This is a genomic window from Mycobacterium sp. E1715 (genome assembly GCF_001667625.1).
Taxonomy (GTDB): Bacteria; Actinomycetota; Actinomycetes; order Mycobacteriales; family Mycobacteriaceae; genus Mycobacterium.
Genome location: NZ_LZJJ01000421.1, coordinates 1 through 17,246 on the forward strand (window position 1 = coordinate 1; position 17,246 = coordinate 17,246).

16 protein-coding genes and 2 pseudogenes are annotated in these 17,246 nt (G+C 67.7%); 13 read left to right on the forward strand and 5 right to left on the reverse strand.

The features are described from left to right. From A9X03_RS29915 to A9X03_RS20390, 3 genes and pseudogenes are all read left to right on the forward strand, one after another. Positions 1-222, forward strand: a pseudogene (locus A9X03_RS29915) (ABC transporter ATP-binding protein); the annotation flags it as partial. Beyond that, a complete protein-coding gene (locus tag A9X03_RS20385) occupies positions 222-1,178 on the forward strand; it encodes an aliphatic sulfonate ABC transporter substrate-binding protein (protein ID WP_067760426.1) in 957 nt (318 codons plus the stop codon). The pseudogene A9X03_RS29915 and the gene A9X03_RS20385, both read left to right, overlap by 1 nt. A gap of 35 nt (positions 1,179-1,213) precedes the next feature. After that, positions 1,214-1,924, forward strand: a complete 711-nt coding sequence (locus A9X03_RS20390; RefSeq protein ID WP_197498900.1) for an ABC transporter permease — start codon at positions 1,214-1,216, stop codon at positions 1,922-1,924. Here the strand turns inward: A9X03_RS20390 and ctaD are convergent. Then, complete coding sequence (gene ctaD, locus A9X03_RS20395) at positions 1,921-3,657, reverse strand: cytochrome c oxidase subunit I (RefSeq protein ID WP_068262680.1); 1,737 nt, start codon at positions 3,655-3,657, stop codon at positions 1,921-1,923. The two genes, A9X03_RS20390 and ctaD, sit on opposite strands and share 4 nt — an antisense overlap. Positions 3,658-3,836: 179 nt before the next feature. Between ctaD and A9X03_RS20400 the strand changes: the two genes are divergently transcribed. Then, the gene (locus tag A9X03_RS20400; protein ID WP_156746617.1) at positions 3,837-5,039 is read left to right on the forward strand and encodes a DUF4185 domain-containing protein; all 1,203 of its coding nucleotides are present in this window, start codon (positions 3,837-3,839) and stop codon (positions 5,037-5,039) included. Position 5,040: 1 nt separating this feature from the next. On the opposite strand, the gene A9X03_RS20405 is transcribed toward A9X03_RS20400, so the two are convergent. From A9X03_RS20405 to A9X03_RS20420, 4 genes are read right to left on the reverse strand one after another with little or no spacing between them, the layout of a single operon-like run. Beyond that, complete coding sequence (locus tag A9X03_RS20405) at positions 5,041-5,991, reverse strand: FAD-binding oxidoreductase (protein WP_067760420.1); 951 nt, start codon at positions 5,989-5,991, stop codon at positions 5,041-5,043. A gap of 21 nt (positions 5,992-6,012) precedes the next feature. Then, positions 6,013-7,230 (reverse strand): GNAT family N-acetyltransferase, encoded by a 1,218-nt coding sequence (locus A9X03_RS20410; RefSeq protein ID WP_067760418.1) that lies wholly within the window; start codon positions 7,228-7,230, stop codon positions 6,013-6,015. Positions 7,231-7,281: 51 nt separating this feature from the next. Further along, positions 7,282-8,493, reverse strand: a complete 1,212-nt coding sequence (locus tag A9X03_RS20415) for an acyl-CoA dehydrogenase family protein (protein WP_067271857.1) — start codon at positions 8,491-8,493, stop codon at positions 7,282-7,284. 26 nt (positions 8,494-8,519) lie between these two features. Further along, positions 8,520-9,122 carry a TetR/AcrR family transcriptional regulator gene (locus A9X03_RS20420; protein WP_156670258.1) on the reverse strand — a complete coding sequence of 201 codons (603 nt, stop codon included), beginning with the start codon at positions 9,120-9,122 and terminating at the stop codon, positions 8,520-8,522. Positions 9,123-9,356: 234 nt separating this feature from the next. Between A9X03_RS20420 and A9X03_RS20425 the strand changes: the two genes are divergently transcribed. The 9 genes and pseudogenes from A9X03_RS20425 to A9X03_RS20465 form a co-directional block, all read left to right on the forward strand. After that, a complete protein-coding gene (locus A9X03_RS20425; protein ID WP_067760416.1) occupies positions 9,357-10,685 on the forward strand; it encodes a sensor histidine kinase KdpD in 1,329 nt (442 codons plus the stop codon). 305 nt (positions 10,686-10,990) lie between these two features. Beyond that, the gene (locus tag A9X03_RS20430; RefSeq protein WP_067760429.1) at positions 10,991-11,296 is read left to right on the forward strand and encodes a PE domain-containing protein; all 306 of its coding nucleotides are present in this window, start codon (positions 10,991-10,993) and stop codon (positions 11,294-11,296) included. Between the two features lie 45 nt (positions 11,297-11,341). After that, the gene (locus A9X03_RS20435; RefSeq protein ID WP_067760414.1) at positions 11,342-12,532 is read left to right on the forward strand and encodes a PPE family protein; all 1,191 of its coding nucleotides are present in this window, start codon (positions 11,342-11,344) and stop codon (positions 12,530-12,532) included. A gap of 109 nt (positions 12,533-12,641) precedes the next feature. Next, positions 12,642-12,965: a WXG100 family type VII secretion target gene (locus tag A9X03_RS20440; RefSeq protein WP_067271862.1), complete on the forward strand. Its 324-nt coding sequence runs from the start codon at positions 12,642-12,644 to the stop codon at positions 12,963-12,965. Between the two features lie 48 nt (positions 12,966-13,013). Continuing rightward, the gene (locus A9X03_RS20445; protein ID WP_067760412.1) at positions 13,014-13,304 is read left to right on the forward strand and encodes a WXG100 family type VII secretion target; all 291 of its coding nucleotides are present in this window, start codon (positions 13,014-13,016) and stop codon (positions 13,302-13,304) included. Between the two features lie 142 nt (positions 13,305-13,446). Beyond that, positions 13,447-14,277, forward strand: coding sequence for an ESX secretion-associated protein EspG (locus A9X03_RS20450; protein ID WP_067760409.1), 831 nt, complete (start codon positions 13,447-13,449; stop codon positions 14,275-14,277). 131 nt (positions 14,278-14,408) lie between these two features. Continuing rightward, positions 14,409-15,434, forward strand: a complete 1,026-nt coding sequence (locus A9X03_RS20455; protein ID WP_156675583.1) for a MinD/ParA family protein — start codon at positions 14,409-14,411, stop codon at positions 15,432-15,434. Further along, entirely contained in the window at positions 15,431-16,960 is a 1,530-nt protein-coding gene (gene eccD, locus A9X03_RS20460; protein ID WP_082974547.1) for a type VII secretion integral membrane protein EccD, read from the forward strand. The genes A9X03_RS20455 and eccD overlap by 4 nt, the downstream gene beginning before the upstream one ends. Then, positions 16,945-17,246 (forward strand): annotated as a pseudogene (locus tag A9X03_RS20465) (type VII secretion-associated serine protease); the annotation flags it as partial. The gene eccD and the pseudogene A9X03_RS20465, both read left to right, overlap by 16 nt.

The following is a 17,246-nucleotide window of genomic DNA, read 5'->3' on the forward strand; positions in this document are numbered from 1 at the left end:
GAAGACGCGGCGATCCTCGCCGACCGCGTGCTCGTGTTGCGCGCCGACCCCACGGGCGCGGCCGGCATCGGCGCGGCATTCGACGTCCCGATCGCCAAGCCACGCGACCGCGGCGACCCACGCATCGCGGCGTTGCGCCAACAGTTGCTCGACGAGCTCGGCGTACCGCGGCGCGGCCGCGCCGCTGCCGGATCCGCGGTTTCCGAGGAGGCCAAGACGTGATGAAAATGCGCTGCCTGATTGCGGTTTCGGTCCTGGCCGCAGCCGCCGGCTGCGGCTCGCCAACCGGGACTACGGCGGCCAGGGACATCCGGCTGGACTATGCGTACTACAACCCGCTGAGCCTGGTGGTACGCGACCAGCACCTGCTGGAGGGAAGGGGCTACAACGTCACCTGGGTGCTCTCGGCGGGGAGCAACAAGGCAAACGAGGGCCTGCGCTCCAAGGGACTCGACTTCGGGTCCACCGCCGGTTCGGCCGCCTTGGTCGCGCGGGCGAACGGCACGCCGATCAAGATCATCGACGTGTACAGCAAGCCGGAGTGGACCGCCCTGGTGGTGGGCAAGAATTCGACGGCCACCTCGGTCGCCGACCTGAAGGGAAAGAAAATCGCGGTCACCAAGGGCACGGACCCCTACTTCTTCCTGCTGCAATCCCTTGCCACGGCGGGGCTTTCACCCGCCGACGTGGAAATGGTCAACCTGCAGCACGCCGACGGCAAAACCGCGCTGGAACGTGGCGATGTGGACGCCTGGTCAGGGCTGGATCCTTTTATGGCGCAGACCATTCAGCAGCAGGGTTCGCGGATGCTCTACCGCAATCCGGATTTCAACTCCTATGGCGTGCTGAACGTTCGAGAGGACTTCAGCGCCGCGCATCCCGATGTGGTCCAGTCCGTGGTCAATAGCTATGAGGAGGCCCGTAAATGGGCGAAGGCGCATCCCGAGGAGCTGGCGGCGTTGCTGGCCTCGCAGGCGAAAGTCACACCGAGCGTCGCCCAGGAGGAGTTGCGACGGACGGTGCTGGACATCCCGCCCGCGCCGGGCGACCCGCAGCGGACGGTGTTGACGAACATCCTGCCGATCGCGGTGGCGGACTCCGACATCAAATCCGACGACTCCGGCCGCGGCGCGCTGGGAACGATCATCGAGCCGAAGTACGCCCAACACGTGTCCTGAGGATCCCCCTCGCCCCGGCTGGGCTTGCGGTTCCGCTGCTGTTGCTGGCCGCCTGGCAAGCGGTGACCGCCGCGGGCTGGTTCTCGGCCAGTCAACTGCCCCCACCCGGCGACGTGATCGCGGCGCTGGGTGACCTGCTGCGTCGCGGTGAGCTCTGGACCCATCTACAGGCCAGCCTGGGGCGTGTCTCGCTCGGCTACCTGCTCGGCTCGGCCGCCGCGCTCGCGATCGGATCGCTAGTGGGGCTGTCGCTCACCGCGCGCAGGCTGCTCGCCCCGACGGTGGCGGCCTTGCGCACCGTGCCTTCGCTGGCGTGGGTTCCGTTACTGCTCTTGTGGTTTGGCATTGACGAAACACCGAAGGTGCTGCTGGTAGCCATCGGCGCGTTCTTCCCCGTGTACACCACGACGGCGTCGGCGCTGTCCCACGTCGACCCGCAACTGTTGGAGGTGGGCCGCGCCTACGGTCGGGACGGGGCCGCGCTGTTGACGACGGTCATGCTTCCCGCAGCCGCCCCCGCTCTGCTGAACGGGCTGCGCCTGGGACTGGCGAACGCGTGGCTTTTCCTGGTGGCCGCCGAGTTGATCGCCTCGTCGAAGGGACTCGGCTTCCTGCTGATCGACAGCCAGAACACCGGCCGCACCGACGTGATGCTGTTGGCCATCGGACTACTCGCCGCGCTGGGCAAGTTCAGCGACGCCGCGCTGGGGGGGCTGGAGAAGCGAATGGTGATACGGCGCAACTAGTTTATGGCGACGTCGGCCGCGTCGGGCGTCGCGCTCGCGAGTTCGCGGCGGCCGACATGCGCCTCGGCGCGCATGCGCTCCACCATGTGCGGGTAATGCAGCTCGAAAGCCGGCCGCTCCGAACGGATTCGCGGCAGCTCGGTGAAGTTGTGCCGCGGCGGCGGGCAGCTGGTGGCCCACTCGAGCGAATTGCCGTGGCCCCACGGGTCGTCCACCAGGACCGGCTCGCCGTAGCGCCAGCTCTTGAACACGTTCCAGACGAACGGCAAGACCGAGGCGGCGAGGATGAACGCCCCGATCGTCGAGACAAGGTTGAGCGTCTGAAACCCATCGGTGGGCAGGTAGTCGGCATACCGGCGCGGCATCCCCGAATCGCCGAGCCAGTGCTGCACCAGGAAGGTGGTGTGGAAGCCGATGAACGTCAGCCAGAAATGCAGCTTGCCCAGCCGCTCGTCGAGCAGGCGTCCGGTCATCTTCGGGAACCAGAAGTAGATGCCCGCGTAGGTGGCGAACACGATCGTGCCGAACAACGTGTAGTGGAAGTGCGCCACAACGAAATAGGTGTCGGTGATGTGGAAGTCGAGCGGGGGGCTGGCGAGCAGCACGCCCGTCAACCCCCCGATGAGGAAGGTCAGCAAGAACCCGATCGCGAACAGCATCGGGGATTCGAACGTCAACTGGCCCTTCCACATGGTGCCGATCCAGTTGAAGAACTTGATCCCGGTGGGGACGGCGATCAGGAACGTCATGAACGAAAAGAACGGCAGCAGCACGGCGCCGGTGGCATACATGTGGTGCGCCCACACCGCCACTGACAGTGCGGCGATCGACAGCGTCGCGTAAACCAGTGTGCTGTAACCGAACAGCGGCTTGCGGGAGAACACGGGGACGATCTCGGAGATGATGCCGAAGAACGGCAGCGCGATCACGTAGACCTCGGGATGCCCGAAGAACCAGAACAAGTGCTGAAACAGCATCACCCCGCCGTTGGCGGGATCGTAGATGTGCGCGCCGAAGCGGCGGTCGGCCTCCAAACCGAACAGCGCGGCGGTCAACAGCGGGAAGACAATCAGGACAAGCACACTGGTGGCCAGGATGTTCCAGGTGAAGATGGGCATCCGGAACATGGTCATGCCCGGGGCCCGCAGACAGACCACCGTGGTGATCATGTTGACCGAACCCAGAATGGTTCCCAGACCACCGACGCCCACGCCCAGAATCCACAGGTCGCCGCCCACGCCGGGACTGTGCACGGCATCGGACAGCGGCGTGTAGGCGGTCCACCCGAAATCGGCGGCACCTCCGGGAACGATGAAGCCGCCCAACGCGATCAGCGCGCCGCAGACGAACAGCCAGAACGACAGCGCGTTGAGCCGTGGGAAGGCCACGTCGGGCGCACCGATCTGCAGGGGCAGTACCAGATTCGCGAACCCGAAGACGATGGGCGTCGCATAAAACAGCAACATCGCCGTGCCGTGCATGGTGAACAGCTGGTTGTACTGCTCGTTGGACAGAAATTGCAGCCCGGGCCGGGCCAGCTCGAGCCGCAGGAGCAGCGCCATCAGGCCGCCGATGAAGAAGAAGATGAAACAGGCGACCATGTACATGATGCCGATCATCTTGTGGTCGGTCGTGCTGATGAGCTGGTAGATCAGGTTCCCCTTGGGACCTGTCCGCGCGGGAAACGGCCGGCGGGCCTGCAGGCCGCTGACGGGCGGCGCTTCAGCCGTCATCGCATACCTCCACGGGGGCCGGTGCGGACTCACGCAATTTGTCAAGCCGCCCAAGTATTCCGAGGCGCCACTCCGCGGACCTAGGGTCAAACGTCCCTAAACGAGCGGCAATTGGGCGTCCTGGCCGGTCTAGAAGGAAAGGCTTACCTCCCGCAACCCGGAGCGCCTATCGTGTGAGCGTGACGCGCGGGATGGGCAGGCGGGCCGGCCGGCTGCTCGTCACCCTCCTGATCGCGGCTCTCGCTCTCGGCCTGTTCTCGTCCTGGCCGGGCCCGCGCGGCGTGATGGGGGCGCCGGTGGTGCTCGGCTCCGCGCCGCTGGACTGCCTGAACACGGCCCTGACGAACTACGGCAATTCCGGTAGCGGTTGGACGGGCGGAGATTCGACCTGGACGGCCACGCTGCCCGACGGTAGGGAGGCCTTCGTGTTCTCCGATACTTTCCTCGGGCCCATCACCCCGCCGACCCGACCGCCCGACGCGCTTTTCGTGCACAATTCCTTCGTCATCCGTGACGGCGAAGGGCACTGGTCCACCGTGGTGGGCGGGACGGCCGACCACCGGGCGGGCGTGGTCGCGCCGGTTGACCCCACGCACTGGTTCTGGCTGGGAGCGGCGACGTATCTTGATGGGGCACTACAGGTTCCGCTGTCCGAGTGGAGATCCGGTGGGCGCGGACCGCTCGACTTCGTGTTCGTCGGGTCATCGCTGGCGCGGTTCGACATCGGGGACCTGCGCGCAGCCTCGGCGATCACGCCGCTGCCACGATCGCGCGGCATCCAATGGGGCCAGTGGGTGCAGAACGACGGCGGCTGGACCTATGTCTACGGTGTCGAGACCGGCGCCGACAACAAGTACCTGCACGTGGCCCGCATCGCGGGAGGCGATCTGCGGCAAGCCTTCTCGTACTGGACCGGCCGGGGATGGTCGTCCGCGGAAGCGGATTCGTTCCGGGTGAGCGACCGCGTCGGCGCCGAGCTTTCGGTGCACCGGCTGCGCGACGGCGTCTACATGCTCACCACCATGCAGGGGGGCAGGGGATACAGCGATCGCCTCGTTGGCCGCTTCGGGCCGTCCCCAACGGGACCCTTCGGGCCCGCGACGACGCTGTACCTGACGCCTGAGAGCGGAAGCGCCGGGCTCTACCACGACGCCGACGTCTACACCTACAACGCCCATGTGCACCCCGAGTACTCGACGTCCAGCAAGCTGGTCATCTCGTACGACGTCAACAGCCTTGACACCGCGCCGGGCGGCGACGTGTACCGCCAGGTGAGCATCTACCGTCCCCGATTCATCGTCGTGTCGTTGCGCTGGAACGCTGATGGCCGTCCCCGCGCGGCGGCGGACTCGTCCGGCGATGCGCTTGCGCCCTGCAGGTGAACTATCGGGCGAGGGCCAGCTGGCCCGGTAGCTCTTCGCTGAGCACCGCCTCGGCAAGCAGTTCGCCGAGCAACGGACCGAACTTCATCAGGTTGGCGCCGACGAACCCGACGACGCGGCCGCGGCGGCCCACCGTCCAGCCGTCGCCGCCCGCGTCCAGCCACGGCGCGCGAACCGTCACGCAGTCCACCCGCCCAACCGGCGACAGCCCTGGGAACAGCGCGCGCACCGTCGCGGGGTCCGGCACCTCCTGACCGAACGCCCAGCGCCCCGTGCTGCCCAGCGGCAGCCCGTAGCCCTCGGGCGCCGACAGGCACGCCGCGCCGGTCGCGTCGGCGCCCGCGTAGGTGAACCGGGTGTGCGGGGCGAATTCGACACCAAGCGGGCCGAACAGCGCCGGCGTCCGCGCGCCGGCGCAGATCAGCACGCGGTCGCCCCGCAGCACGCCGCCGTCGGCCAGACTCACCTCACCGTCGTCGGAAACCGCCACGACGTCGCCACGCCGGACGTCGAGCCGCCCCGCCAGCGCGGACAGTGCGCGGCGGATTCGCAGGCTGCCGCCGAGTGGATCCAGCACACCGGTCTCCCACGGCGGGGCGGCGAATGGGATCCGCGCGGCGATCTCCGCCCCGTCCACCCAACGGAATGAAGCACCCGCCGTTGTCATGGCCGCCGCGGTCTCCTCGCAGGCACCGGCGGCGATGAATCCCTCCGCGCCCAATAGCCGGCCCACGCCGAGCTCGTCCTCCCAGCGCTGCCAGCCGGCGCGGGCGCGGAGCGCCAGGCGGCACAACGACGGGCGCCGATGCGCAATCCGGAAGATGCGGGCCAATCCCGTTGACTGCTCGCCGAACGGGACCCCGCGTTCCAGCACGATCGCGGGCTCCCCACGCCGCGCCAGCTCGTGGGCGGCGGCCAGCCCGCACACCCCCGCACCGACGATGACGATCACGCGATCCGCATACCCGCGCGGCTAGAAGTAGAACCCGGCATGGGGAGCGTCCGGCACCGCGAACAATCGGTCGGCCGCGGCGATCGCCGACGGGTCATCGGGTCGGGCCACGCCCGCGACGGCGAGGTCGCGCCAGGTCACACCTCCGAGCAGAACTGCGGCCAGCCCCTCGACGTCGACCTCGAGCTGCGCGCGCCCGCCGGTCGGTTCGGCGCCGTCCCCGGTGATCGTGAAACGACCCGAATTATCGGGCAGCATAGGGTCTTTGACCGCGATGGTGACGCCGCCGTCGCCGCCGTACCGGCGAGCCGAGAGCGCCCGCGGCACGTCGATGACGCGAAGCCACGTTTCGTCATGCACGGCGGTGACGCGCGCGGCGCGCCGATCGGCCAGCAACCAGGGCAGCGGATCGTCCATCGGCAACATCCAAAACACGACGCGGTCAATGAGATCGAGCCGCAGCAGAAACCGCAGCAGGCCGAGATAGGCCTCGGCGGTCGGGGCAAAGAAGTCCTCCACCGCGATCGTGCGCTGGTCGCTGACGAACCACCTCTCGGTGTCGACGGGGCGGTAGCGGGCGAAACCGGATTCGGCTCCCGGGGCGCCGTGCACCGCGACATACGAAGGCTGCGGCGATGATTCGGTACGCAGCCGCAGGCTCCGCCACCACGCGTCCGGCCGGTCGATGGATCCCGGCCGCGACGGACGATTCTCGGCGTAGATGCGGGGCAACAACGCCCAGCCTTCGGCCGCGTCGATCAACCGCACCGGACCGCCGGCCCCGACCTCGCGACGCAGCGCCGCCCGCGCGGTGTGCACCTCTACCGTCTGCGACGAACTGGCGACGCCGTACCCATAGCGCCCGTAGATCGTGGCCTCGGAGGCCCGCAACGACGCGACCACCTCGCCGCGGGCCGCGATGTCGCCGAATTGATGACGGATCAACTCCGTGGCGACGCCCCGCCGGGTGAACGACGGCAACACCCCGATGTGGGTGACGGCGGCGTGCCCCACCATCGACCCGCCGGGGAGCGTCATTCGGCTCGTCACTGCGTCCGCGGTGCCGACGAGCTCCCCGCCGACGAACGCCCCCAGGGTGCGGCCGGGCTCGAGCAGCTTGGCGATCTGGCCGGGCGGTAGCTCCGGCATCGGCGGGAAGCCGATCATGGCGACGCGAAACACGTTGGCCGCGGCCAGCAGTTCGTCCTCGCTGTCGAGGACCCGGATCTCGGTGGTCATCCGGCCATCATGTCTCGCGCCCGTGACGGCACGGACCGCGGGATGCGGCCGTTACCGAATCTGCAAGCCGGTCAGCGCCCGCGAGATCACCAGGCGCTGGATCTCGCTGGTGCCCTCGAAAATGGTGAAGATCTTGGCGTCGCGGTGCATCCGCTCCACGGGATAGTCACGGGTGTATCCGTTGCCGCCCAGAATCTGGATCGCCTCGTCGGTGACGTAGACGGCCGTCTCGCTGGCAACCAGCTTGGCCATCGACCCCTCGGCGGCGTCGAACGATTGGTTGTTGCGCGCCATCCAGCCGGCCCGCCACACCAGCAGGCGGGCGGCGTCGATGCGGCTCTTCATGTCGGCCAGCTTGAACGCCACCGCCTGGAATTCGCCGATCTTGCGGCCGAATTGCTCACGCTGGCAGGCATAGTCGAGCGCGTACTCGTACGCGGCGCGGGCCACGCCGACGGCCATGGCCCCGACCGTGGGCCGGGTGCGCTCGAAGGTCTTCATCGCCGCCTGGCTGCGCGCGGAGGCACCCGACTTGACCCGGGCGATGCGCGCCTCGAACTTCTCCCGGCCGCCCAGGATGTGGTCCTCGGGTAGGCGAACGTTGTCGAGAACCACCTCGGCGGTGTGCGATGCCCGGATCCCGTGCTTCTTGAACTTCTGGCCTTGCGCCAAACCATTGACGCCCGCCGGGACGACGAACGTGGCCTGTCCGCGGGTGCCCAATTCGGGATACACCGACGCCACCACGATGTGCACGTTCGCGATGCCGCCGTTGGTCGCCCAGGTCTTGGTGCCGTTCAGCACCCATTCGTTGGTGGCCTCGTCGTAGCGGGCCCGGGTGCGGATCGCCCCGACGTCCGACCCGGCGTCGGGCTCCGAGGAGCAGAACGCACCCAGCTTCGGCTCGTCGGCCGTACCGAACATCTCCGGCAGCCACCGGCCCAGCTGTTCGGGAGTTCCGTTGCCCGCCAACGCCGCCGCGGCCAGGCCGGTGCCCATGATGGACAGCGCGATGCCGGCGTCGCCCCAGAACATCTCCTCGAACGCGGTGAGCATGCCCAGGCCCGTCGGCTCGGCCGCCTGCTGCGCGAAGAAGTCGGGGGAGTACAGCCCCACCTTGGCGGCCTCCTGGATCACGGGCCACGGGGTCTCCTCCCGTTCGTCCCATTCCGAGGCGGCGGGCCGGATGACGTCGGCGGCGAACTTGTGCACCCAGTCGCGTACCTCGATCACGTCGTCGGTCAGTTGCAGTGAGAAAGTCACGGTCTACTCCTGAAAGGTTGTTGTGCTCAACGGGTTCCGTACTGGGCGAGGACGCTGACGGTCTGGCTGACCCACGCCTCGAAGTACCGCTCTTCGTCGATGTTGCCGGGCAGCCTGCCGGTCAGCGCCTGCAGCGTCGCGGCATACGACAACGACCCGATGGCGACCGCCGCGGCCGCCTCGGGATCGGGGATGCGGGTGCGGCCGGACCGATTCGACGCGGCCAGTTCGTCGGCGAAGCGCTGATAGGCGTTGTCGGTGATGACCTGCCACGTCTTTTCGTCGAGGTCGCCGAGCTCCTCGGGCTCCCGCAGCATGACCTTGAGCAGGTCCTCACTCTCTTTGAGATTGCTCCAGATCAGCTGCCCGGCCGTGCGCACCGCCTGCTCGACGCTGCCCGGTTGCCCCGCGTCGTACTGCTCGCGCGCCGCCACGATGCTGTCGATCCGGTACGCGACGGCGGCCTCGAGCAGCTCGCGCTTCGAGCCGAAGTGCTTGTAGAGCGCTCCCGATCCCGGAGCCAGACCCGACGCTCGCTGGATGTCGGCCACCGATGTCGCCGCGTAACCCTTGGCGGCGAAAAGCTTCAGCGCCTCGGCCAGGAGCCGATCACGTCCGGAGGCGAGCATGGTGAGAGAGTACTCACTCACCACGATGGAGGCAAAACGACCGCGGTCAGGGCCGGGCCGGGCAGGAGCTCAAAGTTTGGCGCTACATTCTCTGCGAAACGCCACGACGCCTGAACGCGGCGAATCGCGAAGGGTGTGAGGGTTGTGGTCAGGTTCTCGACACCGTCTCCGGCCGGCGCCGTGAGCGCACCAGAGGAGCGTGACATTCGCGTGTTACCGCACGTACAGCTGCCGATGCGGGTGTTGTCGCTGCGCACCATCGTCGTCGTCGCCGCGCTCTCGGTCATCACCCTGGTCGTGCTGCTGGGCACCTGGGTTTGGGTCGGCGTCACCAACGACCAGTACAGCCAGCTGGACCGCCGGCTCGACTCGGTCAGCAGCCTGGGCGACATCAATTCACTGCTCAACAACGTCGAGCACGCGAGCCCCGACCAGCCCATGCCGGACGGCAACCTGGTGCGCACCGCGCGCATCGGCGACGTGACGGTCTCGGTGCCCAACAACATCGTGCTGCCGAAGCTGCCCAACGGATACGCCAACACCACCATCAACGGCGTGCAGTACCGCGTCCGCACCTTCTCGGCGGGGCCCGCCTCGATCGCGCTGGCCGCGCCGCTGGCCGAAGCGCAACACCGGATCAACGAGCTACACCTGCGGGTGTTGTTGATCTGCGCCAGCGTCATCGGCGGCACGGTGGTCGTCGGCTGGGTGATCTCGTTGATCATGGTGAACCCGTTCCTGTTGCTGGCGCAGCAGGCCCGCGCGATCAACGCGCAGTCCAGCCCCGACGAGGTTCAGGTGCGCGGGGTGCGGGAGGCCGTGGAGATCGCCGAAGCGGTCGAGGGAATGCTCGCGCGCATCGGCAAGGAGCAACAGCGCACGAAGGCGGCGCTCGAGTCGGCACGCGACTTCGCCGCCGTCGCCTCCCACGAGCTGCGCACCCCGTTGACGGCGATGCGCACCAACCTGGAAGTCCTCTCCACGCTGGACCTGCCCCGTGAGCAGCGCCAGGAGGTGATCGGCGACGTCATCCGCACCCAGAGCCGCATCGAGGGAACGCTGACGGCGCTGGAACGGCTGGCACAGGGCGAGCTGACCACCGTCGACGACTTCGTCCCGTTCGACATCACCGAACTGCTGGACCGTGCCGCGCACGACGCACTGCGGATATATCCCGAGGTCGAGGTGTCGCTGGTGCCCTCGCCGACGGTGCTTATGGTGGGACTGCCCACCGGCCTGCGGCTGGTGATCGACAACGCGATCGCCAACGCCGTCAAGCATGGCAACGCCGGCAAGATCCAGCTCACCGTGAGCAGCTCCAGCGAGGGCGTGGAGATCGCGATCGACGACGACGGCACCGGCGTTCCGGAGTCCGAGCGGGCCGCGGTCTTCGAGCGCTTCGCCCGCGGCTCCACGGCATCGCGGTCGGGCTCCGGGCTGGGGCTGGCGCTGGTCGCCCAGCAGGCCGAACTGCACGGCGGCACGGCGGCGTTGCAGACGAGTCCGCTCGGGGGCACCCGGCTGCTGCTGAACCTGGCCGGTGACGGCCGCGGACCCGCGTAGTTTCGGTCGGCATTTCCGCGACGGGAAACGTGATCGGGCGATTCGATGTTTCAGGCCGCACCAAATAGGCGGCCATTACTGCCAGCCATTCGCATGAATCACGCGGTAACCGCGTGACCGGTGTGCCTGCAGTGGCATGCGGGGTGTTTGACGGATGCCTCATAACGGGAATACCGCCCGTCAACTGAATCACGTAATTCCGGCCGGGAGACCGGGGGGAATCCGAGTGAATACACGAACAGTAGAACCGCACTAGACTGAGGCGCCAAGCCCGTCTTATGACGCTGAGCAATCGGAGGGAAATCATGGTGCTGCAGGTGCAATCGGAGGCTGTGCTGGCATCGGCGGCCGCGGAGTCGGGTATCAGCGCCGAGACGCAGGCGGCGGCTTCGGCGGCCGCGCCCGTGCTGCTGGGGGTCATGCCGATGGGCGCAGACCCGGATTCGGCGATGTTCGCGGCGGCGCTGAACGCGTGCGGCGGAAACTACCTGGGAGTGGTATCCGAGCACGCCGCCCAGCGCGGTTTGTTCGCCGGCGCGCAGAGCATCGCGTCGGGTACCTACGTCGTCACCGAACTCATGCGTAGCTTGGCGTTGGCGATAGGCGCGTAACAGCCAGCTACGCCACCAGCGGGGCAGCAAAGGGGGAAGTGCGGCATGGCGGATCCGGGGTGGGCCGCGCGTACGCCTGAAGAAAACGACATGTTGCTCAAGGCGGGTGCCGGCGTCATCACCCATCTGGCCAACCAGGCCGCTTGGACGGCACTGGCGGCCACCCATCACGGCTCGAGCATCGCATCGGAGATCAACACCGTCGCGACGTCGGTGAGCTGGACCGGTGTCGGCTCCCTCGCCTCCGCCACCAACGCCACCGCGCTGAACGCGTCACTGCACGGGCTCGCCGGGTGGGTGGATGTCAAACCCGCGGTGGTCTCGACCGCGGTCTCCGCGTATCAGATGGCGTACGGCACGATGCGGCCAGCGCCCGAGTGCATCGCCAACCGCACCGAGTGCGCCACCGACTACGGCATCAACCCCATCGTCCTCGGCGCCTTGACGCCCCGGATCACGTCGCTGGAGCTCGAATACTTCGGGTCGATGTGGCCGAACAACTCCGCCGTCGGCGCCAGCTACGGAACGATCCTGACCGCCTTGAGCGAGAGCCTCGCCATTCCACCGCCGCTGGCGACCATGGGCGCGTCGCCGGCGGCGCCGGCGGAGGCGGCCGCGGCGGTGGGACAGGCGGCCGCGAACGTCGGCGCCGGCGACGGCATGCGTGCCGCCATGCAGGGTGCGCAGACGGGCACCCAGGGCGCGGGCCAGGCGGCGTCGGGCGGCCAGGACATCATGAGCCAGGCCGGTTCGTTCATGGAGCCCGTGCAGTCGATGATGGGCGCGGTCCCGCAAATGATGCAGGCGCCGATGCAAATGATGCAGGCGCCGATGCAGATGATGCAGCCGCTGCAGTCGATGATGGGCATGTTCGCCAACCCGGGAGCCATGGGCGGTGCTGCGCCCGGAATTTCGGCGATATCGGCGACGGAGATGTCGGCCGTCGGCGCCTCGGGCGGCGGCGGAGGGGCCGCCTCTCTGGGCGGGGCCGGCATGCCCGCGACCACCTTCACCCGTCCCGTCAGCGCCTTCGAACCGGCCGGCAGTGGCCGGCCGGTGGGGCTGCGGCCAAGCGGGGCGTTGGGGGCCGAGGCCATTCGTCCGCAGACCACGACGGTCGGCGGCGGTACACCTATGGGCGGCATGCCGGTGGGGCATGGGGCGGGAGGAGAGCGCGGATCCCGAGACAAAGCCGAACAGCCCGCGACGGTGCGGGTTGTCGACACGAGAGTGTGAAGCCGGCCCGGCTAAGGGTGAATCGACAGATAAATACAGCAGCCATACACTTCGCTCCATGCCCCAGGTAATTCCGGGGGAGGGCATCAGTAGTTAGGAGAAACCCCAAGTGGACAGTTCAACAATCCAAGTATCGGCTCAGGTGCTTCGCGATGCTTCCAACCATATCCAGGCCAACATGGAACACGCGATCGCGATCGCGCAGGGCTACATCGCGAACCACGAAAACGTCATGAACCCTTCGACCTGGTCCGGTGAGGCCGTGACCGCGTCTCACGCGACGGCCATCGAAATCCAGAACGACCTGAACAAGGTGCTCAACGGCGGAACCCGCCTGGCCGAGGGGCTCAAGCAGGCGGCGGCGTTGATGGAACACCACGAGGCGGATTCGACGCACGCGTTCAGCGCGCTATTCGGCGGCCACGGCTCCTAACCCATCCACCATTCGCAATTCACAATCGGCCTTTGAAGGGAATGCACAATGTCCAACCCCATCACCTATAACCCCGGCGCCGTAGCCGATTTCGCGTCCGACATCGGATCGCGCGCCGGCCAGTTGCAGGGAATCTATGACGACACCGCGAACCGGACCAACCAGCTGACAGAATTCTTCGCCGGTCATGGCGCGAAGCAATTCTTCGAGGCGCAGGCGCAGATGCTCTCCGGGTTGCAGGGGCTGATCGACACGGTGAGCCAGCACGGAATGACGACCTCCCACGTGCTGGACAACGCGCTCGCGACCGACCAGAACATCGGCCACTTGTTCGGCTGAACAACCGCCCCGGCTCCGATCTGCTGGTTGGGCGTGGTGGGTGAGTGCGATTGAAGGCGGGGCAGATGCGCTCGAGCGCATGTGCCCCCCTTCGGCGTGTAGCCCGCCGGTCAAGGGTGCGCGGCTTTGAAAGCGAAGTGACATGCTGACGACGACGGTCGATGGCCTGTGGGTGTTGCAGGCGGTTACCGGGGTGGAGCAGACCTGTCCCGAGCTGGGCTTGCGGCCGTTGCTGCCGCGGCTCGACACCCCCGAGCGCGCGCTGAGCCACCCGATCGCGGACGAGTTGCGGGCCGCCGGCGCCCTGGACGAGGCGGGCAATGTCGACCCGATGATCCGCGAATGGCTGACCGTGTTGCTGCGGCGCGACTTGGCGCTGATGGTCAACATCGGCGTGCCGGGCCGTGAACCGACACGGGCGTCCGTCTGCCGCTTCGCCAGCTGGTGGGTGGTGCTCGAACGCCATGCCGAGCTGATCCGCCTGTACCCGGCCGGCACCGCCAATGACGAGGGCGGGGCCAGCGATTTGGTGGTGGGCCAGGTCGAGCGGCTGTGTGGGGTGGCCGAGGTGGCCCCGCTCAAGCCGGTCACCCTCGACACCGAAGAGCTGCTCGCCTCGGTGCGCGACGCCGCCAGCCTCCGGACGTTTCTGCTCAGGCAGAACCTCGACGTCGACCAGCTGCAGATCGTCACCATGGCCGCCGACCCCGCGCGTTCGGCGCACGCGGCAATCGTGGGGCTGCAGGCCGGGGTCGGGCCGGACGAGATGGCGCGGGTCGCCGTCGGCGATTCGACCGTGTCCATCATCGACACCCCGGCGGGCCGCGTCTGCGTCGAGAACGTCATCTCGGGTCAGCGCCGCTACCAGATCCTTTCACCCGGCTCGCGCAGCGACATCAGTGGCGCCGTGCAGCGACTGATCCGCCGGCTGCCCGCCGGCGAGGAGTGGTATTCGTATCGGCGAGTGGTCTGATCCGGCGGCCGACTTCTCCACTGACGCAAGATAAGTCACTTAACCAATGCCGTGGAATGGCAACCTGTTACGTGCTTGAAGGGTTTGTTGATCGGTAAACGTGGTATCGCCGAGCGTGTTAGCATCGCGACGTGACGAGCCCTTGGAATGACCCGAATATGTCGGACGAAGGGGCGCTCAGACGGGGGGATCCGTCAGGGGGCCGCAACTTCCCGGATTCGGTATCCGACACCATGCGCATTACCGATCTTGCCGCGCCCCGAAAGATTCCTCCAGGCTCGGGTTGGCGGAAATTCGTCTACGTCATCTCTTTTAAAAAAATAAATCCCGGGGAATCGCCCGCCGAGCGGCACTACCGCGATTTGCAGAACCGTATCCGGCGGCACATCCGGAGGCAGTACGTGATCACGGTGGTCTCCGGCAAGGGCGGGGTCGGGGTCTCCACCATGGTCGCCTGCATCGGCGGGGTGTTCCGGGAATGCCGCCCGCAGAACGTGATTGCGATCGATGCCGTCCCGGGTTTCGGCACGCTGGCCGACCGCATCGACGAGTCGCCGCCGGGTGACTACACCGCCATCATCAACGACACCGACGTGCAGGGCTACGCCGACATCCGTGAACACTTGGGGCAGAACCCGATCGGGCTCGACGTCCTCGCCGGAAACCGTACGTCGGACCAGCCCCGGCCGCTGGTGCCTGCGATGTTCTCCGGGGTGTTGTCGCGGCTGCGGCGAACTCACACGGTGATGATCGTGGACACGTCGCCGGATTTGGAGCACGAGGTGATGAAGCCGGTGCTGGAGAACACCGACACCCTCGTGTTCGTCTCCGGCATCACCGCCGATCGGTCGCGGCCCGTGCTGCGTGCCGTGGACTATCTGCGGTCGCAGGGCTACCACGAGTTGGTGTCGCGCAGCACCGTGATCATCAACCACACCGATCAGATCACCGACAAGGATGCGCTGGCTTACCTGACCGAGCGGTTCAGCAAAGTCGGGGCGACCGTCGAGGAGATGCCGTTCGATCCGCATCTCGCCAAAGGTGGCCTCATCGACACGGTTCACGAATTGAAGAAAAAGACGCGGTTGCGTCTTTTTGAAATTACCGCCGGCCTGGCCGACAAATACATTCCGGATGCGGAGCGGACGACGCCGTGACATCAGCGCATAAGGTCGCCTTCCCGGCGCGCTGTGCGGTCAACATTTCCTACGAGAAGCATCTCTGCTCGCAAGTGTTCCCGGCCGGAATTCCGGTGGAGGGATTCTTCGAGGGAATGGTCGAGCTCTTCGACGCCGACCTGAAGCGCAAAGGCTTTGAAGGCATTACGTTGCCGGCGGGCAGCTACGAACTGCACAAGATCAATGGGGTCCGCCTCGACATCAACAAGAGCCTGGACGAGTTGGGCGTGCAGGACGGCGACACCCTGGTGCTGGTGCCCCGTGTCGCGGGCGAGTCCTTCGAACCGCAGTACGAGTCGCTGTCGACCGGCCTGGCGGCCATGGGCAAGTGGCTGGGCCGTGAGGGCGGCGACCGGATGTTCGCCCCGGTGACGCCGTTGACGGCCGCGCACACCGCGGTCGCGATCATCGCGATGGCGGCCGCGGTGGTGGTGGCGCTGACGCTGCGCGCGCGGATGTTCACCGACAGCCCCATCCCGGCCGCGGTGGCCGGCGCAGTCGGCGTCTTGCTGATCATCGCGACGTTCATCGTCTGGTGGGGCTGGCGCGAGCGGCGCGACCTGTTCAGCGGGTTCGGCTGGCTGGCAGTGGTGTTGCTGGCGGTCGCGGGCGCCTGCGCGCCGCCGGGCACCCTGGGCGCGGCGCACGGGCTGATCGGCCTCGTGATCGTGATCCTCGGTGCCATCGCCATCGGCGTGACGACGCGGAAGCGGTGGCAGACCGCGGTCGTCACCGCGGTGGTGACGGTGTGCGGGATCCTGGCCGCGGTTGCCGCGGTTCGGATGTTCCGGCCCGCCTCGGCGCAGGTATTGGCCATCTGCGTGCTGGTCGGGCTGCTGATCCTGGTCAGGATGACCCCGATGATCGCGTTGTGGGTGGCCCGGGTTCGGCCGCCGCACTTCGGATCGATCACCGGCCGCGACCTCTTCGCCCGGCGCGAAGGCATGCCCGTCGACACTGTCTCGCCGGTGAGTGAGGACGAATCCGAGGACGAGGACAACGAATTGACCGACATCACCGCGCGCGGCGCGGCCATTGCCGCCTCCGCGCGGCTGGTCAACGCGGTGCAGGTCGGTGTCTGCGTCGGGGTGTCGATCGTCCTGCCCGCCGCCGTGTGGGGGGTGCTGACACCGGGGCGCCCGTGGGCGTGGTTGGCGCTGGTGGTCGCCGGACTCGTGGTGGGCATCTTCATCACCCAGGGCAGGGGATTCGCCGCCAAGTACCAGGCCGTCGCGCTCGCCTGCGGGGCCGCCGCCGCCGTGTGCGCCGGGGCGGTCAAATACGCCATCGTGGAGCCGAAAGACGTTGTCAGCGGATTGCTTTGGCCCGCTGTAGCGGTGGCGGCCTTCGCCGCGTGCGGCCTGGCCGCGGCGCTGTTGGTGCCGACGGTGCGGTTCAGGCCGCTGATCCGGTTGACCGTGGAATGGGTGGAAGTGTTCGCGTTCATCGTGTTGCTGCCGGCGGCGGCGGCCCTGGGGGGGCTGTTCACGTGGATTCGGCACTGAAGCGCGCGGCGGCGGCGACCGCCGCCGTCACCCTGGTCGCGCTGTCCGCGAATATCCCTGCCGCGCAAGCCATCACACCCCCACAGGTCGATCCCGGCATGGTGCCGCCGGACGGGCCGCCGCGAAGCGACCAACCGATGCGGCGCGCCAACAGCTGCTCGACGCCCATCACCGTGCGCAACCCCGACGTGGCGCAGCTGGCGCCGGGCTTCAACCTGCTCAACATCAGCAAGGCCTGGCAATACAGCACCGGCAACGGCGTACCGGTGGCCGTGATCGACACTGG